The 19,166-nt window shown below is 57.0% G+C and carries 19 protein-coding genes, 1 tRNA gene and 2 pseudogenes; 16 read left to right on the top strand and 6 right to left on the bottom strand.

The genetic code is table 11. The annotated features are described in order from the left end of the window. Positions 1–156 precede the first annotated feature (156 nt). Entirely contained in the window at positions 157–777 is a 621-nt protein-coding gene (locus BJF97_RS25265; protein WP_014226886.1) for a TIGR04211 family SH3 domain-containing protein, read from the top strand. A 60-nt stretch (positions 778–837) separates the two neighbouring features. Then, complete coding sequence (locus BJF97_RS25270; protein WP_014226887.1) at positions 838–2,079, top strand: multifunctional CCA addition/repair protein; 1,242 nt, start codon at positions 838–840, stop codon at positions 2,077–2,079. A 10-nt stretch (positions 2,080–2,089) separates the two neighbouring features. On the opposite strand, the gene bacA is transcribed toward BJF97_RS25270, so the two are convergent. Further along, the gene (gene bacA / locus BJF97_RS25275; protein ID WP_004854277.1) at positions 2,090–2,911 is read right to left on the bottom strand and encodes an undecaprenyl-diphosphate phosphatase; all 822 of its coding nucleotides are present in this window, start codon (positions 2,909–2,911) and stop codon (positions 2,090–2,092) included. Between the two features lie 224 nt (positions 2,912–3,135). Beyond that, a pseudogene (folB, locus tag BJF97_RS25280) lies at positions 3,136–3,498 on the bottom strand (bifunctional dihydroneopterin aldolase/7,8-dihydroneopterin epimerase); the annotation flags it as partial. Between the two features lie 221 nt (positions 3,499–3,719). Here folB and plsY point away from each other — a divergent pair. Next, the gene (plsY, locus tag BJF97_RS25285) at positions 3,720–4,340 is read left to right on the top strand and encodes a glycerol-3-phosphate 1-O-acyltransferase PlsY (protein ID WP_004854283.1); all 621 of its coding nucleotides are present in this window, start codon (positions 3,720–3,722) and stop codon (positions 4,338–4,340) included. A gap of 298 nt (positions 4,341–4,638) precedes the next feature. Here the strand turns inward: plsY and BJF97_RS35240 are convergent. Continuing rightward, positions 4,639–4,722 (bottom strand): annotated as a pseudogene (locus tag BJF97_RS35240) (short-chain dehydrogenase); the annotation flags it as partial. Between BJF97_RS35240 and BJF97_RS25290 the strand changes: the two are divergent. From BJF97_RS25290 to BJF97_RS25325, 8 genes are all read left to right on the top strand, one after another. Next, on the top strand, positions 4,712–5,536 hold the full coding sequence (locus BJF97_RS25290) for an urease accessory protein UreD (RefSeq protein ID WP_032692884.1): 825 nt from the start codon (positions 4,712–4,714) through the stop codon (positions 5,534–5,536). The pseudogene BJF97_RS35240 and the gene BJF97_RS25290 sit on opposite strands and share 11 nt — an antisense overlap. A gap of 9 nt (positions 5,537–5,545) precedes the next feature. After that, on the top strand, positions 5,546–5,848 hold the full coding sequence (locus BJF97_RS25295; RefSeq protein ID WP_025105909.1) for an urease subunit gamma: 303 nt from the start codon (positions 5,546–5,548) through the stop codon (positions 5,846–5,848). Positions 5,849–5,857: 9 nt separating this feature from the next. Further along, positions 5,858–6,178 (top strand): urease subunit beta, encoded by a 321-nt coding sequence (locus BJF97_RS25300; protein ID WP_014226892.1) that lies wholly within the window; start codon positions 5,858–5,860, stop codon positions 6,176–6,178. After that, complete coding sequence (gene ureC, locus BJF97_RS25305) at positions 6,171–7,874, top strand: urease subunit alpha (protein WP_014839580.1); 1,704 nt, start codon at positions 6,171–6,173, stop codon at positions 7,872–7,874. The genes BJF97_RS25300 and ureC overlap by 8 nt, the downstream gene beginning before the upstream one ends. A 9-nt stretch (positions 7,875–7,883) precedes the next feature. Next, complete coding sequence (ureE, locus tag BJF97_RS25310; protein ID WP_032692886.1) at positions 7,884–8,357, top strand: urease accessory protein UreE; 474 nt, start codon at positions 7,884–7,886, stop codon at positions 8,355–8,357. Further along, complete coding sequence (locus tag BJF97_RS25315) at positions 8,358–9,032, top strand: urease accessory protein UreF (protein WP_014226895.1); 675 nt, start codon at positions 8,358–8,360, stop codon at positions 9,030–9,032. 8 nt (positions 9,033–9,040) lie between these two features. Then, positions 9,041–9,658: an urease accessory protein UreG gene (ureG, locus tag BJF97_RS25320; protein WP_004105899.1), complete on the top strand. Its 618-nt coding sequence runs from the start codon at positions 9,041–9,043 to the stop codon at positions 9,656–9,658. A gap of 151 nt (positions 9,659–9,809) precedes the next feature. Then, positions 9,810–11,417 carry a purine-cytosine permease family protein gene (locus BJF97_RS25325; RefSeq protein ID WP_032692887.1) on the top strand — a complete coding sequence of 536 codons (1,608 nt, stop codon included), beginning with the start codon at positions 9,810–9,812 and terminating at the stop codon, positions 11,415–11,417. A 47-nt stretch (positions 11,418–11,464) separates the two neighbouring features. On the opposite strand, the gene tsaD is transcribed toward BJF97_RS25325, so the two are convergent. Then, complete coding sequence (gene tsaD / locus BJF97_RS25330; protein ID WP_032692889.1) at positions 11,465–12,478, bottom strand: tRNA (adenosine(37)-N6)-threonylcarbamoyltransferase complex transferase subunit TsaD; 1,014 nt, start codon at positions 12,476–12,478, stop codon at positions 11,465–11,467. A gap of 237 nt (positions 12,479–12,715) precedes the next feature. On the opposite strand from tsaD, the gene rpsU reads away from it, so the two are divergent. From rpsU to BJF97_RS25350, 4 genes are all read left to right on the top strand, one after another. Then, entirely contained in the window at positions 12,716–12,931 is a 216-nt protein-coding gene (rpsU, locus tag BJF97_RS25335) for a 30S ribosomal protein S21 (protein WP_001144069.1), read from the top strand. 234 nt (positions 12,932–13,165) lie between these two features. Next, complete coding sequence (gene dnaG / locus BJF97_RS25340) at positions 13,166–14,911, top strand: DNA primase (protein WP_014226898.1); 1,746 nt, start codon at positions 13,166–13,168, stop codon at positions 14,909–14,911. A 273-nt stretch (positions 14,912–15,184) separates the two neighbouring features. Further along, positions 15,185–17,029: an RNA polymerase sigma factor RpoD gene (gene rpoD, locus BJF97_RS25345; protein ID WP_004105908.1), complete on the top strand. Its 1,845-nt coding sequence runs from the start codon at positions 15,185–15,187 to the stop codon at positions 17,027–17,029. 240 nt (positions 17,030–17,269) lie between these two features. Then, positions 17,270–17,932 (top strand): TetR/AcrR family transcriptional regulator, encoded by a 663-nt coding sequence (locus BJF97_RS25350; RefSeq protein ID WP_032692890.1) that lies wholly within the window; start codon positions 17,270–17,272, stop codon positions 17,930–17,932. 69 nt (positions 17,933–18,001) lie between these two features. On the opposite strand, the gene mug is transcribed toward BJF97_RS25350, so the two are convergent. Continuing rightward, the gene (mug, locus tag BJF97_RS25355; RefSeq protein WP_009651862.1) at positions 18,002–18,508 is read right to left on the bottom strand and encodes a G/U mismatch-specific DNA glycosylase; all 507 of its coding nucleotides are present in this window, start codon (positions 18,506–18,508) and stop codon (positions 18,002–18,004) included. Between the two features lie 124 nt (positions 18,509–18,632). Here mug and BJF97_RS25360 point away from each other — a divergent pair. After that, positions 18,633–18,708 (top strand) — tRNA-Ile (locus BJF97_RS25360). 95 nt (positions 18,709–18,803) lie between these two features. Here the strand turns inward: BJF97_RS25360 and BJF97_RS25365 are convergent. Further along, positions 18,804–19,127, bottom strand: a complete 324-nt coding sequence (locus tag BJF97_RS25365) for a DUF1889 family protein (RefSeq protein WP_071532228.1) — start codon at positions 19,125–19,127, stop codon at positions 18,804–18,806. Positions 19,128–19,166 lie beyond the last annotated feature (39 nt).

Here is a 19,166-nt window from a genome sequence, read left to right on the forward strand (position 1 = left end):
TTTCTTGTCAGTAAATAGTATTTTGCGGCGAATCGCCATGCAATGCGCATTTTGCCGGGCCACCTCCTGGATGATTCCGATTGTGGCGGAAAACTTTGCGTCGCTTCGGCGATGCCACTACTATCGTTCAACTTTTTATGACCAAACGATGACCTGATGCCAAAATTACGCCTTATTACATTGACTTTGCTGGCGCTGAGCGCCGCCACGGCGGTCCACGCGGAAGAAAAACGTTACGTTTCAGATGAACTGAATACCTGGGTGCGCAGCGGTCCGGGCGATAACTATCGTCTCGTGGGCACCATCAACGCCGGTGAAGAAGTCGCGGTGCTGCAAACCAACGACAGCACGAACTATGCTCAGGTACGCGACAACAGCGGCCGTACCGCCTGGATCCCCTTGAAAGAGCTGAGCAACGAGCCCAGCCTGCGCACCCGCGTGCCGGATCTGGAAAACCAGGTCAAAACCCTGACCGACAAACTCAACAACATCGACACCACCTGGAATCAGCGCACGGCGGACATGCAGAAGAAAGTCGCCGGTAGCGACGCCGTGATAAACGGTCTGAAAGAAGAGAACCAAAAGCTGAAAAATGAGCTGGTTGTCGCGCAGAAAAAGGTAAACGCCGCAAATCTGCAGCTTGATGACAAACAGCGCACCATTATCATGCAGTGGTTTATGTACGGCGGCGGCGTGCTGGGCGTCGGCCTGATCCTCGGACTGGTGTTGCCGCACCTGGTACCGAGCCGCAAACGCAAAGACCGCTGGATGAACTAATTCGTCTTCTCTGCCAGACTTACGTATCATCGTAAGAAAATAAAGACGGGAGAGTGAGGCGTGAAGGTTTATCTGGTCGGTGGTGCAGTACGAGATGCGTTATTAAGGCTACCGGTTAAAGACAAAGATTGGGTCGTGGTTGGCGCCACGCCTCAGCAACTTCTCGACGCGGGCTACCAGCAGGTAGGCCGTGATTTTCCCGTGTTCCTGCATCCGCAAAGCCGCGAAGAGTATGCGCTGGCGCGCACCGAGCGCAAGTCCGGCTCCGGCTACACCGGCTTTACCTGCTATGCCGCCGCTGACGTCACCCTTGAGCAAGACCTGCTGCGCCGCGATCTGACGATCAACGCGCTGGCCCAGGACGCCGACGGCCAGATTATCGATCCCTACGGCGGCCAGGCTGATTTACGCCAGCGCCTGCTGCGCCACGTCTCGCCCGCCTTTAGCGAGGACCCGCTACGCGTCCTGCGCGTGGCGCGTTTTGCCGCCCGCTACGCGCATCTGGGGTTCCGTATCGCCGATGAAACCATGGCGCTGATGCGGGCGATGGCCGATGCTGGCGAACTGGCGCACCTCACGCCCGAGCGGGTGTGGAAAGAGACGGAAAGCGCCCTATCTACCCGCAATCCGCAGGTCTTCTTCCAGACATTACGCGACTGCCGCGCGCTCAAGGTGCTGTTCCCGGAAGTCGACGCTCTTTATGGCGTACCGGCCCCGGCTAAATGGCACCCGGAAATCGACACTGGCCTGCACACGCTGATGACCGTCACCATGGCGGCGATGCTCTCGCCCGAAGTGGATGTCCGTTTTGCCACCCTATGCCACGACCTCGGGAAAGGGCTGACGCCGAAAGCGCTCTGGCCGCGCCATCATGGTCACGGTCCGGCTGGCGTTAAGCTGGTCGAGCAGCTCTGCGCCCGTTTGCGGGTGCCAAACGAGCTGCGCGACCTGGCAAAACTGGTCGCCGAATTTCACGATCTGATTCATACCCTGCCCATCCTGCAGCCGAAAACGCTGGTCAAGCTGTTCGATAATATCGACGCCTGGCGCAAGCCGCATCGTGTCAGGCAAATCGCGTTAACCAGCGAGGCCGACGTGCGCGGGCGCACCGGCTTTGAAGCCTGCGATTATCCGCAGGGTCGCCTGCTGCTGGAAGCCTGGGACGTTGCCCGGTCGGTTTCAACTAAAGAGGTGGTGGCGGAAGGTTTTCAGGGCGTTGAAATTCGTGAAGAGCTGACGCGTCGGCGGATTCAGGCCGTCGCCCGCTGGAAAGAAAAGCGTTGCCCTCAGCCGCGGGACTGAGGGCGGGCGCTTAGAAGAAGACCACGTAGACCGCTGCCGCAACGATAAAACGGTAGATGGCGAACGGGATAAACGAAATACGTTTAATCAGCTGCAGGAAGGTTTTAATCGCAATCAGCGCGACGATAAACGCCGTGATAAAACCGACGGCAAACATCGGAATATCGCCGGCGTTCAGGAAGCCAATGCTCTTGTACATATCCAGTACGGTTGCGCCCATCATCATCGGCACCGCCAGCAGGAACGAGAACTCAGAGGCCGCATAGCGGCTGACGCCCATCAGCATCCCGCCGGAAATCGTCGCCCCGGAACGCGAGAAGCCCGGCCACAGCGCCAGACACTGGAAGCAGCCGATGACGAACGCCTGACGATAGGTCATATCATCAATGCCCACCGCGCGCGGCTGTTTCGGCTTCAGCACCTCCGCCGCGATCAGCAGCACGCCGCCCACAATCAGCGCATACATCACGTTTATCGGGTTAAACAGCGACTTGATGGTATCGTGGAAAATCAGCCCCAGCACCACCGCCGGGATCATCCCCAAAAGAATATGAATAAGCGACAGGCGACCGCTGCCCTGGCCTTCATGCTCGGGCTTTTTGCCAAAATGAATGCCGATAAGACCAAACAGGCGGCGCCAGAACATCACCACAACGGCCAGAATGGAACCAAGCTGAATGACGACTTCAAACGTATTCGCGGTATCGCCTTCAAAACCCAGCAGATGACCGACAATAATCATATGACCAGTACTGGAGACAGGTAAAAATTCTGTCAAACCCTCAACCACACCCAATATTGCCGCTATCAGCAGCGAGTGTATATCGCTCATCCAATTAAACCCTTTAAAAAGTAAAATGAAAAAAACCAGGAACGAAGAACCGAGCTATCAGGCGTGCTTATTTGGCCACAGACAGCGCGCAGAAAAGTGAGCGTACAGGTTGTACGCAAGGATTTCGAGCGCTGTCACAGGGCAAAACGGCAAAGAAAATAGCCTGATGGCCGGATTCTATGACCGGTATAAACGCAATTTGTTTCACGAGTATGACCTGAAAAGTTTTGTTTCAGATTAAGGCCACGTTCAATAATGACGCCGACGTTAGCCGCCCTGGCTACCGCCCCAGGTTTGCTGACTTTAATACGTACCCATGGAGATTGAAACTTTTCCAGCAGCAGGTCGGCAATTTCTTCCGCCACGCGTTCCACCAGCGCAAAACGCCCGCCTTCGACGTGGCTGATTACCAGCTCGCTGATATCAGCATAGCTGAGACAATCGCTGACATCATCGCTGGCCGCCGCTTTGCGGTTATCCCACGCCATTTCGATATCGAACACCAGCTTCTGTTCGATGGTCTGTTCCCAGTCGTAAACACCAATTGTGGTGATTACCGAAAGTTGCTCTATAAATACAATATCCATCACGACCTGCCTGCTTTTTGGCTAAACCGGATACCACTTCCGGCCAATTATGCGTATTATCCACAGATGCAAAGACATCCCCTAAATAATTTGCGTTGCAGGAAGACAGCGACGCGGCAAGGCTCCAGGAGCATAGCGTCGCTATGGGTCCCGGAGAGCCAATGCGCGGACAACGCGCAGTGCGCAGGGGATAAAACGACACTTTCAAAATGGAACAGCTGATGAGTGCAATCGCGCCTGGACTGGTTATCCTCGCCTACCTCTGCGGCTCAATCTCCAGCGCCATTCTCGTTTGCCGCCTCGCTGGCCTTCCCGACCCTCGCGACAGCGGCTCCGGCAATCCAGGGGCGACGAACGTCCTGCGAATTGGCGGCAAGGGCGCAGCCGTAGCGGTGCTTATTTTTGACGTACTGAAAGGCATGCTGCCGGTCTGGGGCGCGTGGGCGTTAGGCCTGACGCCGTTCTGGCTCGGCCTGGTGGCGATCGCCGCCTGCGTGGGCCATATCTGGCCGGTATTTTTTAACTTTCGCGGCGGTAAAGGCGTGGCCACCGCTTTCGGCGCCATTGCTCCTATCGGCTGGGATCTCACCGGCGTGATGGCCGGAACCTGGCTGCTGACGATTCTGCTCAGCGGCTACTCCTCGCTGGGGGCTATCGTGAGCGCGCTGATTGCGCCGTTCTATGTCTGGTGGTTCAAACCGCAGTACACTTTCCCGGTTTCGATGCTGTCATGCCTGATTCTGCTGCGCCATCACGACAACATACAGCGTCTGTGGCGTCGTCAGGAAACCCGCATCTGGACCCGGCTCAAAAAGAAGAAAAAAACGCCGGAGCAGAAATAACCTTTGCTGCGCCGCAACTTCGCGGCAAGTAAGCCCCAGGTGATTAAGGTGAACCAACGCGGCCGCGGCTCGAAGCATGACAATTCTATGCCCTAAATAATTCGAGTTGCGGCAAGGCGGCAAGTGAGTGAGTCCCGATGAGCTTACTCCAGTAAGTGATTCGGGCGAACGACAAATCTGCCGGGAGCAGATTTGAACGTCGCTTGCGACGGTCCGCCAGGGCGAGGCCCATGGATGGGCCGAGTAGCCCGTAGCCAACGCGGCTGCGGCTCGAAGTATGACGGGCATAAGCTTTTCATATGACCGGGATGATTGGCCCCCGATCAATACTCTTCGCTGCTGTTTTATCTTGATTTTGCAGGGGCGCGACATTGCACGGCACCGTGTTACCACAGAATAAAAAAGGCTGGCAGGCCTCGCTGGACCTCCAGTTTCAATTTCTCGGCGGGAAAACCACGCTCGCCTCCCGTCGTCATGTCGGTCCCCTCACCGTTCAGCGCCCGTTTTATCCCGAAGAAGAGACCTGTCACCTCTATCTGCTTCATCCGCCCGGCGGTATCGTCGGCGGCGATGAGCTCACCATTAGCGCGACGATGGATCCCGGGTGCCACACGCTGATCACCATGCCCGGCGCCAGCAAGTTCTATCGCAGCAGCGGCGCGCAGGCGCGTCTTCAGCAAACCCTGACGCTGGCCGAAAACTCAACGCTCGAGTGGCTGCCGCAGGACGCGATCTTCTTTCCCGGCGCCAACGCCGCTTTGTCTACCGCCTTTCATCTCGCCGCCTCCAGCACGCTGCTGGCGTGGGACCTGCTGTGCCTTGGCCGGCCGGTCATCGGCGAAGCCTTTAGCCACGGCGCGCTCGCCAATCGCCTGGAGGTGTGGGTCGACGGCTCTCCGCTGCTGATTGAGCGCCTGAGCCTGGCCGATGGACAGCTGGCCTGCGTCGCGCAGCAGCCGTGGGTGGGAACGATGCTGTTCTACCCGGCGAACGAAACGCTGCTCGAAGGCGTACGCGAAAAACTTACGCCGCTGGCAAACTACGCCGGCGCGACGCTCACCGACGGTCTGCTGACGGTACGCTTTCTAAGTGACGATAATCTGCTTTGCCAGCGGGCGATGCGCGATATCTGGCAATTTATGCGCCCGCACCTGACCGGCAAATCTCCGGTACTCCCCCGAATCTGGCTGACTTAAGAGAACGCTATGGAACTGACACCCAGAGAAAAAGACAAGCTGTTGCTGTTTACCGCCGCGCTGGTGGCGGAGCGTCGCCTGGCCCGCGGTCTGAAGCTCAATTATCCCGAATCCGTGGCCCTGATTAGCGCCTTTATTATGGAGGGCGCGCGCGATGGCAGAAGCGTCGCGGCGCTGATGGAAGAAGGACGCCACGTCCTGAGCCGCGACCAGGTCATGGAAGGCGTGCCGGAAATGATCCCCGATATCCAGGTCGAAGCCACCTTCCCGGACGGCTCGAAGCTGGTTACCGTTCATAACCCGATAATCTGAGGTAGCGCGATGATCCCAGGAGAATATCAGGTAAAACCCGGCCAGATAGCGATTAACGTCGGCCGCGCCACCTGCTGCATTATCGTTGAAAATCACGGCGACCGGCCGATTCAGGTCGGCTCGCATTACCACTTCGCCGAGGTCAACCCGGCGCTGAAGTTCGATCGCCAGCAGGCGACCGGCTATCGCCTGAATATCGCCGCCGGCACCGCAGTGCGCTTCGAACCTGGCCAAAAGCGCGAGGTGGAGCTGGTGGCGCTGGCCGGAACCCGCGCGGTGTACGGTTTCCGCGGAGACGTTATGGGCGCGCTGGAGGCAAACGATGAGTGACATTTCACGTCAGGCCTATGCCGACATGTTCGGCCCCACCACCGGCGATAAAGTTCGCCTGGCGGACACCGAGCTGTGGATCGAGGTCGAAGATGATTTGACCACCTACGGCGAAGAGGTCAAATTCGGCGGTGGCAAAGTGATCCGCGACGGTATGGGCCAGGGACAGATGCTTTCCGCCGGGTGTGTGGATCTGGTGCTGACAAATGCCCTGATCGTCGATTACTGGGGGATCGTCAAAGCCGACATCGGCGTCAAAGACGGGCGGATCTTCGCGATCGGCAAAGCCGGTAACCCGGATATTCAGCCCAACGTCACGATCCCGATCGGCGCGGCCACGGAAATTATTGCGGCGGAAGGCAAGATCGTCACCGCCGGCGGCGTCGATACGCATATTCACTGGATCTGTCCGCAGCAGGCGGAAGAGGCGCTGGTCTCCGGCGTCACTACCATGATCGGCGGCGGGACCGGCCCGGCGGCGGGCACCAACGCCACGACCTGCACGCCCGGGCCGTGGTACATCTCGCGGATGCTGCAGGCCGCGGACAGCCTGCCGGTCAATATTGGCCTGCTGGGTAAAGGCAATGGTTCGAATCCGGATGCGCTGCGTGAGCAGGTCGCGGCCGGGGTTATCGGCCTGAAGATTCACGAAGACTGGGGCGCGACCCCGGCGGCAATCGACTGCGCGCTGACGGTGGCCGACGAAATGGACGTGCAGGTCGCGCTGCACAGCGACACCCTCAATGAGTCCGGATTCGTTGAGGATACCCTGGCGGCCATCGGCGGGCGCACTATCCATACTTTCCATACCGAAGGGGCGGGCGGCGGCCATGCGCCGGATATTATTACCGCCTGCGCGCACCCCAATATTCTGCCCTCGTCAACCAACCCGACGCTGCCCTATACCGTCAACACCATTGACGAACATCTGGATATGCTGATGGTTTGCCATCATCTCGACCCGGATATCGCCGAGGACGTGGCGTTTGCCGAATCGCGCATTCGGCGGGAAACCATTGCCGCGGAAGACGTCCTGCACGATCTGGGCGCCTTCTCCCTCACCTCGTCTGATTCACAGGCGATGGGGCGCGTCGGCGAAGTGGTGTTGCGCACCTGGCAGGTGGCGCACCGGATGAAGGTCCAGCGCGGCCCGCTGGCGGAAGAGAGCGGCGATAACGACAACTTCCGCGTGAAGCGCTATATCGCCAAGTACACCATTAATCCGGCGTTAACCCACGGTATCGCCCATGAAGTCGGTTCGATTGAAGTGGGTAAACTGGCGGATCTGGTGCTGTGGTCCCCGGCGTTCTTCGGCGTGAAGCCGGCGACGATCGTCAAAGGCGGCATGATCGCGATGGCGCCGATGGGCGACATCAACGCCTCTATCCCGACGCCGCAGCCGGTGCACTATCGCCCGATGTTCGGCGCGCTGGGCAGCGCTCGCCACCGCTGCCGTTTGACCTTTCTGTCGCAGGCGGCGGCGGAAAACGGCGTCGCTGAGCGGCTGAACCTGCACAGCGCGACGGCGGTGGTTAAAGGCTGCCGCACGGTACAAAAAGGCGATATGCACCACAACGGCCTGCTGCCCACTATTACCGTGGATTCGCAAACCTACGAGGTGCGCATCGACGGCGAACTGATAACCAGCGAACCGGCGGACGTGTTACCGATGGCGCAACGTTATTTCCTGTTTTAAGGAGCGCAAATGCTTTATTTGACCCAACGGGTGGAGACCCCTGCGCAGGCCACGGCCAGCGTTACCCTGCCGATTGACGTGCGGGTAAAAAGCCGCATTAAAGTCACGCTTAACGATGGCCGTCAGGCGGGCCTGCTGCTGCCGCGCGGTCTGCTGCTGCGCGGCGGCGACATTCTCAGTAACGAAAACGGTAGCGAATTCATTGAAGTGATCGCCGCTGATGAAGCCGTTTCGGTCGTACGCTGCGATGACCCCTTTATGCTGGCGAAGGCCTGCTATCACCTTGGCAATCGCCACGTGCCGCTACAGATTATGCCCGGCGAGCTGCGCTATCATCACGATCACGTCCTGGACGATATGCTGCGCCAGTTTGGCCTGGCCGTGGATTTCGCGCATCTGCCGTTTGAACCGGAAGCCGGCGCCTACGCCAGCGAATCGCACGGCCATCACCACCACCATCACGATCGTGAGCACAGCCACTAAATGCCGACGCCGGAAAAACGTCTGCGCTTGATGCAGCTTGCCAGCAGCAGCCTCCCGGTTGGCGGCTACAGCTGGTCCCAGGGGCTGGAGTGGGCGGTGGAAGCGGGCTGGGTAGCGGATACCGCCGCCTTTGAGCGCTGGCAGCTGCGCCAAATGGAGCAGAGCTTTTTTACCGTCGACCTGCCGCTGTTTGCCCGCCTCTACCGGGCCTGCGAAGCGGGCGATCTGGCCTGCGCCCGGCGCTGGACCGCTTATCTGCTCGCCTGCCGGGAAACTCGCGAGCTGCGCGATGAAGAGCGCAACCGCGGCGCGGCCTTCACCCGGCTGCTGGCCGACTGGCAGCCGGACTGCCCGCCCGAGTGGCGCAAGCTGTGCCAGCAAAGTCAGCTAACCGGCATGGCGTGGCTCGGCGTACGCTGGCAAATCGCCATTCCTGACCTGGCCCTGAGCCTTGGCTATAGCTGGATTGAAAGCGCGGTGATGGCGGGCGTCAAGCTGGTGCCCTTTGGCCAGCAGGCGGCCCAGCAGTTGATTCTTCGCCTGTGCGACCGCTACGCGGCGGACATGGACAGCGCCCTGGCGACCCCGGACGACGCCATCGGTTCGGCGACGCCGCTTGCGGCTATCGCTTCCGCCCGGCACGAAACCCAGTATTCCCGATTATTCCGTTCTTAGGAGAAGGTATGAACATGATTAAGCAACCGCTGCGCGTCGGCGTCGGCGGCCCGGTCGGCTCCGGAAAAACCGCGCTGCTGGAAGCCCTCTGCAAAGCCATGCGCGACACCTGGCAGCTGGCGGTGGTGACCAACGATATCTACACCAAAGAAGATCAGCGCATTCTCACCGAGGCTGGCGCCCTTGAGCCTGAACGAATTGTCGGCGTCGAAACCGGCGGCTGCCCGCATACCGCTATTCGGGAAGATGCGTCGATGAACCTTGCCGCGGTGGAAGCGCTGAGCGAGAAATTCGGCAATCTCGATCTCATCTTTGTAGAAAGCGGCGGCGATAACCTGAGCGCCACCTTCAGCCCGGAGCTGGCGGATCTCACCATCTACGTCATCGACGTGGCGGAAGGGGAAAAAATCCCGCGCAAAGGCGGACCGGGGATAACCAAATCCGACTTCCTGGTGATCAACAAAACCGATCTTGCACCGTACGTGGGCGCGTCTCTGGAAGTGATGGAGCGCGATACCCTGCGCATGCGCGGCGAACGCCCGTGGAGCTTCACCAACCTGAAAAGCGGCGACGGCCTGCAAAATATCATCGCCTTTATCGAAGACAAAGGCATGCTCGGCAAGTAACCCCTGCACCACCCCGGCGCAGAGGTGTCGGGATGGTGCATACCCTGCCCTCTCTTTAGCCATCCCCTTCATGAAGCCCTGATAGCGCCTGCCCTGCGATGTGGCATAAGGTTTGCTAATTCCAGTCATGCCTAACCATTAAGGAATGACTATGTCATCACTGGATATAAAAACTGATTTACCTGCGCAAACCAGTGCCTCCGGCTCCAAAGAAACGCTGGAAGATTATACCCTTCGCTATGCTCCGCTGAGCTTTCGCCGCTGGGGACCGGGGGTTGTCGCGGTGACCGCATTGGGCGGCATCGCCTATCTGGCTGACTTTTCTATCGGCGCCAGCATCGGCATGGCCTGGGGCACCACCAATGCGATTTACGCGATCCTGCTGGCGGCGCTGGTTATTTTTCTTACCGGTATTCCGCTGGCGATTACCGCCGCGCGCTATAACATCGACCTCGACCTGATCACCCGCAGCGCCGGTTTCGGCTACTTTGGTTCGGTGATCACCAGCATTATCTTCGCCGGATTTACCTTTATCTTCTTCGCGCTTGAAGGCTCGATCATGGCGCAGGGGCTGCTGGTGGGCCTGGGGATCCCGCTGTGGATGGGCTACCTCATCGCCACGCTGATGGTCTTGCCGCTGGTGGTCTACGGCATGAAGGCGCTGACTCGCCTTCAGGTCTGGACGACGCCGCTGTGGCTGGTCCTGATGGTGGTTCCGGTGGCGTGGCTTATCGCCAAAGACCCGGATCTGGTGGACGGCTTTATGAACTTCGCCGGTAAAAACAACGCCTCAACGGTAGATTTAACCGCCATTATGCTCGGCGCGGGGGTCTGCCTGTCGCTGATCATGCAGATTGGCGAGCAGATCGACTATCTGCGCTTTATGCCGCCGAAGACCGCGGAAAACAGCAAAAGCTGGTGGCTGGCGGTGTTCTCCGCCGGCCCGGGCTGGGTCGTATTAGGCGCGATTAAACAGATTATCGGCGCTTTCCTCGGCTTCTATCTGCTGACCCGCTTCCCGACGGTGCACAACACCGAACCGGTGCAACAGTTCGTCAGCGTCTTCGATAACCTGGTCCCCGGCTGGCTGGCGCTCACCCTCGCGGTGGTGCTGGTGGTTATCTCGCAGATTAAAATTAACGTCACCAACGCCTATTCCGGCTCTCTGGCGTGGACCAGCGCCTGGACGCGCACCACCAAACGTTATCCGGGGCGGATTATTTTCGTCATCGTCAACCTGACGATTGCCCTTGCCCTGATGGAAGGCGACATGTTTAGCGCTCTGGCGTGGATCCTCGGCTTCTATTCTAACTTTGCCATCGCCTGGGTGGTGGTGGTCGCCACCGACATCACCGTCAACAAAGGGGTGCTGAAGCTGGCGCCGGCGCAGCCGGAGTATCGCCGCGGGATGATCTACAACGTCAACCCGGTAGGCGTGGTCTCTTTTGCCCTCGCGGCAGGACTTTCGATTAGCGCCTTCTTCGGCCTGTTGGGCGAAACGCTGGCGCCGTTCTCGCCGCTGATTGCGCTGGCGGTGGCTTTCGTGATGACGCCGGTCATGGGGATCGCCACCCGCGGGCGCTATTACATTAAACAGCACGATGATGGTATCGCCGAGCCGCGCTACGATGCGCAGGGTAACGCGTCGATCACCGTTTACCGCTGCCTGAGCTGCCGGGAAGAGTACGAACGTCCTGACGTGATGCATTCGCACAAGCACCAGGGGGCGATTTGCTCGCTGTGTAAGAGTATGGAATAAGTCGCGAAGGCAGGCCGACAGGACGTCGGCCAGTGAAATATCAGACGTTATGCCGCCGGAAGCTCGGCCAGCGGCCAGCGCGGACGAACGGTGACGCCGAGCTCCGCTTTAGCGCCGGAGCGCAGACGGACCATCCCCGCATAGGCAATCATCGCGCCGTTATCGGTACAGAATTCAGGACGAGCGTAGAAGACTTCACCACCGCGCTTTTTCATCATTTCCGCCAGCTTTGCGCGCAGCGTACGGTTCGCGCTGACGCCCCCCGCCATCACCAGCCGTTTAAAGCCGGTTTGATCCAGCGCGCGGCGGCACTTAATCATCAGCGTATCCACGACCGCATCTTCGAAAGCGCGGGCGATATCGGCGCGGATTTGATCGTCATCGCCGTTGCTGCGAATGGTGTTCGCGGCAAAGGTCTTGAGGCCAGAAAAGCTGAAATCCAGCCCGGGGCGGTCGGTCATCGGGCGCGGGAAGACAAAGCGCCCTTCGGTGCCCTGGGAGGCCATCTTCGACAGCATCGGGCCGCCGGGATAATCCAGCCCCAGCAGTTTCGCTGTCTTATCGAAGGCTTCGCCCGCCGCGTCGTCAATCGATTCGCCCAGCAGTTCATACTGGCCAATGCCGGTGACGCCGATCAGCTGGGTATGGCCGCCGGAAACCAGCAGCGCGACAAAAGGATACTGCGGCGGATTATCTTCCAGCATCGGCGCCAGCAGGTGCCCTTCCATATGGTGTACCGGGATCGCCGGCACGTTCCAGGCGAAGGCCAGCGAGCGGCCTACCGTCGCGCCGACCAGCAGCGCGCCAACCAGGCCGGGGCCCGCCGTATACGCAACGGCATCGATATCCTTTGCCGTCAGCCCGGCTTCCTTGAGCGCCGCCTGAATCAGGGGGACGGTTTTACGTACGTGGTCGCGCGAGGCCAGCTCGGGCACCACGCCGCCGTAGTCAGCGTGCAATTTCACCTGACTATACAGCTGGTTGGCTAACAGACCTTTTTCGTCGTCATAAATGGCGATGCCGGTTTCATCGCAGGATGTTTCAATTCCCAGTACACGCATGGCTAGTTTTACCTCGTTTCAATACCGCGCAGTGTAGGACCAATGCGGGTTGATGTAAAACTTTCCTCACCCCTGGCGTTCACTTCGTGTATACTCCCTGTCCTTATAAAAGTCCCTTTCAAAAATCGCGTCGGTGCTTTACAAAGCAGCAGCAATTGCAGTAAAATTCCGCACCATTTTGAAATAAGCTGGCGCTGATGCCAGCGGCAAACCGAATTTATCAAAGGTGAGAGTTACATGCCGGTAATTAAAGTACGTGAAAACGAGCCGTTCGACGTAGCGCTGCGTCGCTTCAAACGTTCATGCGAAAAAGCAGGTGTTCTGGCGGAAGTTCGTCGTCGTGAGTTCTATGAAAAACCGACTACCGAACGTAAACGCGCTAAAGCTTCCGCAGTGAAACGTCACGCGAAGAAACTGGCTCGCGAAAACGCACGCCGCACTCGTCTGTACTAATCTGTTGGGAGCCACGCTCTCAATTCAGACCGAGTTGTAGTTGTAAGGCCGTGCTTCCGAAAGGAATGCGCGGCTTATTTTCGTTTATGCATTAGCATATACACCCAATCATTCAAGATGCATCAAGGCGGCAAGGGAGTGAGTCCCCGGAGCTTACCGAAGTAAGTGACAGGGGTGAACGAGCGAAGCCAACGCAGAGGCAGCTTGAAGGGTAACGTGTATAAAACGGGGCATATGGCTGGACGAATTCCACGAGTATTTATCAATGACCTGCTGGCGCGCACCGATATCGTCGATCTGATCGATGCCCGGGTAAAGCTGAAAAAGCAGGGCAAAAATTTTCACGCGTGCTGTCCGTTCCATAACGAAAAAACCCCCTCTTTCACCGTCAACGGTGAAAAACAGTTTTACCACTGCTTCGGCTGCGGTGCGCACGGCAACGCTATCGACTTCCTGATGAACTACGACAAGCTCGAGTTCGTGGAAACCGTCGAAGAGCTGGCTGCCATGCATAATTTAGACGTGCCGTATGAAGCAGGTAGCGGACCCAGCCAGATTGAGCGCCATCAGCGGCAAAATCTCTATCAGCTGATGGATGGTCTGAACACGTTTTATCAACAGTCTCTGATGCAACCCGCCGCCGGCCCCGCGCGCCAGTATCTGGAAAAACGCGGCTTAAGCAGCGAGGTGATTACGCGCTTCGCGATTGGCTACGCCCCTCCCGGTTGGGACAACGTTTTAAAACGTTTTGGCGGTAATCAAGAAAACCGCCAGTCGCTGATTGATGCGGGCATGCTGGTCACTAACGATCAGGGGCGCAGTTACGACCGCTTCCGCGAACGGGTGATGTTCCCCATCCGCGATAAGCGAGGCCGGGTGATTGGTTTTGGTGGTCGCGTGCTGGGTGACGCCATGCCGAAGTACCTGAACTCCCCGGAGACCGATATTTTCCATAAAGGCCGCCAGCTGTACGGTCTTTATGAAGCGCAGCAGGATAACGCTGAACCGCCCCGCCTGCTGGTGGTCGAAGGTTATATGGACGTGGTGGCTCTGGCGCAGTTCGGCATTAACTATGCCGTTGCATCGCTGGGGACGTCGACGACCGCTGACCATATTCAGCTGTTGTTCCGGGTCACCAATCAGGTGGTTTGCTGCTACGACGGAGACCGGGCCGGCCGCGATGCCGCCTGGCGCGCGCTGGAAACGGCGCTGCCGTATATGACCGACGGGCGCCAGCTGCGCTTTATGTTTCTGCCGGATGGCGAAGACCCGGATACGCTGGTGCGCAAAGAAGGGAAAGCCGCATTTGAAGCGCGGATGGAGCAGGCTCAGCCGCTCTCCACGTTTTTGTTCAACAGCCTGCTACCGCAGGTGGATTTGAGCACCCCGGACGGCCGCGCGCAGCTGAGTACCTTAGCGCTGCCGCTGATAACCCAGGTGCCGGGTGAAACGCTGCGCATTTACCTGCGCCAGGAGTTAGGCAATAAGCTGGGGATTTTAGATGATGCGCAGCTTGAACGTTTAATGCCAAAACAGTCTGAAAATGGCATCCAGCGCCCTGCTCCGCAGCTAAAACGCACGACCATGCGTATACTGATAGGGTTACTGGTACAAAACCCGGATCTGGCGCCGCTGGTACCGCCCCTGGAAGGGCTGGACCCGCGTAAAATGCCGGGGCTTGGGCTGTTCAACGAACTGGTTAAAACCTGTTTGGCACAGCCGGGCCTGACCACCGGGCTGCTGTTAGAGCAGTATCGCGGCACAAATGAGGCCGCAACCCTTGAAAAACTGTCGATGTGGGACGATATAGCAGATAAGGATATTGCTGAAAAAACCTTCACCGACTCGCTCAACCATATGTTTGATTCACTGCTGGAGCTGCGGCAAGAAGAGTTGATAGCTCGCGACCGCACGCACGGCTTAAGCAGTGAAGAGCGCCGGGAACTCTGGACCATCAGCCAGGAACTGGCCAAAAAATAAACGAAAGACGAACTCATTCAAGTTGTATCAAAGCAGCAAGAGAACGAATCCCCGGGAGTGCGCACAAGCACATGACCAGGATGAGAGAACGTAGCTAACGCAGAGACAACTTGAAAGATAACGCATTGAACGGCTTAAGTGCCGAATATCGTTCGGGAAGACCCCGACAGCCGCTCGAGGCGCAGCGGCAATAATATAAGTACGCCCTCGCTTTAAATGTTGGCAGTTCGCCTGCTTACACCAATCAAACGAATTAAGTGTGGATACCGTCTTATGGAGCAAAACCCGCAGTCACAGCTGAAGCTTCTTGTCCAACGTGGTAAGGAGCAAGGCTATCTGACCTATGCCGAGGTCAATGACCATCTGCCGGAAGATATCGTCGACTCCGACCAGATCGAAGACATCATCCAAATGATCAACGACATGGGCATTCAGGTGATGGAAGAAGCACCGGATGCCGATGATCTTTTGCTTGCTGAAACGAACAACAATACTGACGAAGATGCGGAAGAAGCTGCGGCGCAGGTTCTCTCCAGCGTTGAGTCTGAAATCGGACGCACAACCGACCCGGTGCGCATGTACATGCGTGAAATGGGTACCGTCGAACTGCTGACGCGCGAAGGCGAAATCGACATCGCTAAACGTATCGAAGACGGTATTAACCAGGTTCAGTGCTCGGTGGCTGAATACCCTGAAGCGATCACCTATCTGCTGGAGCAGTACGATCGCGTTGAAGCGGAAGAAGCGCGTCTGTCCGATCTGATCACCGGTTTTGTCGACCCGAACGCCGAAGAAGATATGGCGCCAACGGCGACGCACGTCGGTTCTGAACTCTCTCAGGAAGAGATGGATGACGACGAAGACGAAGATGAAGAAGAAGACGACGACAGCAGCGATGACGACAACAGCATCGACCCCGAGCTGGCGCGCGAGAAATTCGCCGAGCTGCGTACGCAGTACGAACTGACCCGCGACACCATCAAAGCGAAAGGTCGTAGCCACGCCGCAGCGCAGGAAGAGATCCTCAAGCTGTCCGAAGTGTTCAAACAGTTCCGTCTGGTACCGAAGCAGTTCGATTACCTGGTTAACAGCATGCGTATCATGATGGATCGCGTTCGTACTCAAGAACGTATCATCATGAAGCTGTGCGTTGAGCAGTGCAAAATGCCGAAGAAAAACTTCATCACTCTGTTCACCGGCAACGAAACCAGCGAAACCTGGTTCAATGCGGCCATCGCCATGAACAAGCCGTGGTCAGAGAAGCTGCTTGACGTGAAAGAAGACGTTCAGCGCGGCCTGATGAAACTGCAGCAGATTGAACAAGAGACCGGCCTGACCATCGAGCAGGTAAAAGATATCAACCGTCGTATGTCCATCGGTGAAGCGAAAGCGCGCCGTGCGAAGAAAGAGATGGTTGAAGCGAACCTGCGTCTGGTTATCTCGATCGCCAAGAAATACACCAACCGCGGTCTGCAGTTCCTCGATCTGATCCAGGAAGGCAACATCGGTCTGATGAAGGCGGTTGATAAGTTTGAATACCGCCGCGGCTACAAGTTCTCCACCTACGCAACCTGGTGGATCCGTCAGGCGATCACCCGCTCTATCGCAGACCAGGCGCGCACCATCCGTATTCCGGTGCATATGATTGAGACTATCAACAAGCTCAACCGTATTTCCCGCCAGATGCTGCAGGAGATGGGCCGTGAGCCGACGCCGGAAGAGCTGGCCGAACGCATGCTGATGCCGGAAGACAAAATTCGTAAGGTGCTGAAAATCGCCAAAGAGCCTATCTCCATGGAAACGCCGATTGGCGACGATGAAGATTCGCATCTGGGAGATTTTATCGAGGATAACACCCTCGAGCTGCCGCTGGACTCTGCCACCACCGAGAGCCTGCGCGCCGCCACCCACGACGTTCTGGCTGGCCTGACCGCCCGTGAAGCGAAAGTCCTGCGTATGCGCTTTGGTATCGACATGAATACCGATCACACGCTGGAAGAAGTGGGTAAACAGTTTGACGTAACCCGCGAACGTATTCGTCAGATCGAAGCGAAGGCGCTGCGTAAACTGCGCCATCCGAGCCGTTCTGAAGTACTGCGTAGCTTCCTCGACGATTAATTATCGCCGCGTCCCCTGAAAAGCCAGTCACATGACTGGCTTTTTTTATGTCTAAGCAGAAACTATTTATTTAATAAATATTAAAAGCCCAATATAAAACCCATCAATATATATCCAGGTTTTATTCTTATTATTTATTTATGTGCCATTAAACCGCTGGACTCATAGTTTTACGATTGTACTATTGGTTGATGGAGCGTATTTACGCCTAAAACCGCAGGCAAATCATAGGGAAATGAAATGAATAGCAAGCGTAAAATTCAGCTGGCTGATTTTAATAGAACGGTTATTTTAACCACCGCTAATACATTATTTCTAAGCCGTGGAATAGAAAGTACCACCATGGATGAGATCGCACATGAAGCCGGTTTTAGTAAAACCACGCTTTATACCTATTTCGATAATAAAAAGGATATTCTGGATCATCTTATCCTGGAGGTAATGGAGCGTTTCTATCAGGAGCTCATACCAATCGCCAATAGGCAAAATTCATTTCGCGAATTTTATCGCGAGCTGTGCCATGCGCTGATGGCTCTCCACGAAACAAGCCTTGCCTACTTTTCCGCGATAGCCGGGAAGATTGCCTGTTCTGAAAAAATCACTAAAAACAATAAAGCGTTGAAAAATATCGCTATGACTGGAGAACAGATCCACCAGATTATCGCAAAGCGAATCACAGACGCCGCCGAAAAAAAAGAGATTGGATTAAGTGCTCCCGTCGCGGACGTCATGATGCTGTTCTGGCTCTGCCTGACCGGGCTAGTGGAAAAGTCCTCGTACAGAGAAGAACGTCTTTTACGTCACCTTGAGAAAGACCGTAAAGCCTTTCTCGACTTCGCTTTTGACGCCCTTTTATTCATGATAGAAAAAGGGAATATTAGCGATTGCGAAAAAGCTGACTAAAGCCGCAGGCTTAAGCCAGCCGCCGACGACCGGGGTGAAAGCCGTAACCCCTTTGTCGTCGGAAATGCATTAAAGCCCTCGCGTGGCCAGCGCCTCGTCAAGCTCCCGGTAGGCCTCCACCAGTTTATCCAGCGTCGCCCGGTTGAGGCCGCTGGGATTCGGCAGCACCCACACTTCCGTCGCCCCAATGGTCACCTGCTGCTTGCCCCATTTTACGCCGCGCACCTGAAACGCTTTCTCGAAGGCCTGTTTACCCAGGATCGCCAGCGCGCGCGGCTGATACTCTTCCATTTTTCTGACCAGTTCACGACCACCGTCGCGGAGCTCCAGCAGCTCAACCTCGCTGGCCTGCACCGTCGGGCGTTCGACGAGCATCGTGATCCCGCAGCGGGTATCCAGCAGCTGGAGTTCCTCCTCGGGTTTCAGAAGACGGTCGGTAAAGCCGGCCTGGTGAATCACTTTCCAGAAGCGATTGCCCGGATGGGCGAAATGAAAACCGGTATGGGCGGAAGACTTCCCCGGATTGATACCGCAAAAGACTACCCGCAGGTCCGGCGCCAGAATATCGTTGATCATGTTTTCCCCAGCTCAATGCCTAAAAGGTAATTATAAAGGATTGAAAATGCGTTGTTTATAAAAACAGCAGGCGTGATTTTTAGGCTGGATTGCGGGGAACAGTTACTTTATAATCCCTCGCCACGGCCCCTTAGCTCAGTGGTTAGAGCAGGCGACTCATAATCGCTTGGTCGCTGGTTCAAGTCCAGCAGGGGCCACCAGATACAGCAAGGGCTGACGAGAAATCGTCAGCCCTTTTGCATTGTGCGGCCCCCTCGGGGCGCCGCAGCTTAACGTGAGGTTCGCGACAGGCGGCTTACACCAGCGCCTGCAGCTGTTCGCGCATATAGACGGTGAAGAATTCCGGGTTTTTAATGACGATCCGGTTACCGGAGGCAATTTTTTCCGCCCAGCCGGCCACTTTTTCCGTGAACCCGGCATCCCATCCCTCCTTTTCACCCCGGGCCATGACGTCGGCAGGATTTGCCGGTACGCCCAGTTCATGCAAATACTTCAAAATTCCCTTAGCGGTACTTTCATCCATAGTATTCGGCACCGACAACGATGTGTTCATACCACCAATAAAATCCAGGGCTTTATCGATTGCTGTTGGCATACTCTTATCCTTAAAATTAACCACGTAATGAACATGATGACACTATGGACCCATCTTCGCCGG

Source organism: Klebsiella sp. LTGPAF-6F (assembly GCF_001753185.1).
In the GTDB taxonomy this organism is placed as follows: Bacteria; Pseudomonadota; Gammaproteobacteria; order Enterobacterales; family Enterobacteriaceae; genus Klebsiella; species Klebsiella michiganensis.

Coding starts and splice junctions, on each gene's coding strand:
- BJF97_RS25265 (WP_014226886.1), top strand. CDS start 157: ATGCCAAAATTACGCCTTATTACATTGACTTTGCTGGCGCTGAGCGCC.
- ureC (WP_014839580.1), top strand. CDS start 6,171: ATGAGTGACATTTCACGTCAGGCCTATGCCGACATGTTCGGCCCCACC.
- plsY (WP_004854283.1), top strand. CDS start 3,720: ATGAGTGCAATCGCGCCTGGACTGGTTATCCTCGCCTACCTCTGCGGC.
- BJF97_RS25300 (WP_014226892.1), top strand. CDS start 5,858: ATGATCCCAGGAGAATATCAGGTAAAACCCGGCCAGATAGCGATTAAC.
- BJF97_RS25295 (WP_025105909.1), top strand. CDS start 5,546: ATGGAACTGACACCCAGAGAAAAAGACAAGCTGTTGCTGTTTACCGCC.
- ureG (WP_004105899.1), top strand. CDS start 9,041: ATGAACATGATTAAGCAACCGCTGCGCGTCGGCGTCGGCGGCCCGGTC.
- tsaD (WP_032692889.1), bottom strand. CDS start 12,478: ATGCGTGTACTGGGAATTGAAACATCCTGCGATGAAACCGGCATCGCC.
- BJF97_RS25315 (WP_014226895.1), top strand. CDS start 8,358: ATGCCGACGCCGGAAAAACGTCTGCGCTTGATGCAGCTTGCCAGCAGC.
- ureE (WP_032692886.1), top strand. CDS start 7,884: ATGCTTTATTTGACCCAACGGGTGGAGACCCCTGCGCAGGCCACGGCC.
- BJF97_RS25350 (WP_032692890.1), top strand. CDS start 17,270: ATGAATAGCAAGCGTAAAATTCAGCTGGCTGATTTTAATAGAACGGTT.
- BJF97_RS25325 (WP_032692887.1), top strand. CDS start 9,810: ATGTCATCACTGGATATAAAAACTGATTTACCTGCGCAAACCAGTGCC.
- mug (WP_009651862.1), bottom strand. CDS start 18,508: ATGATCAACGATATTCTGGCGCCGGACCTGCGGGTAGTCTTTTGCGGT.
- rpsU (WP_001144069.1), top strand. CDS start 12,716: ATGCCGGTAATTAAAGTACGTGAAAACGAGCCGTTCGACGTAGCGCTG.
- dnaG (WP_014226898.1), top strand. CDS start 13,166: ATGGCTGGACGAATTCCACGAGTATTTATCAATGACCTGCTGGCGCGC.
- rpoD (WP_004105908.1), top strand. CDS start 15,185: ATGGAGCAAAACCCGCAGTCACAGCTGAAGCTTCTTGTCCAACGTGGT.
- bacA (WP_004854277.1), bottom strand. CDS start 2,911: ATGAGCGATATACACTCGCTGCTGATAGCGGCAATATTGGGTGTGGTT.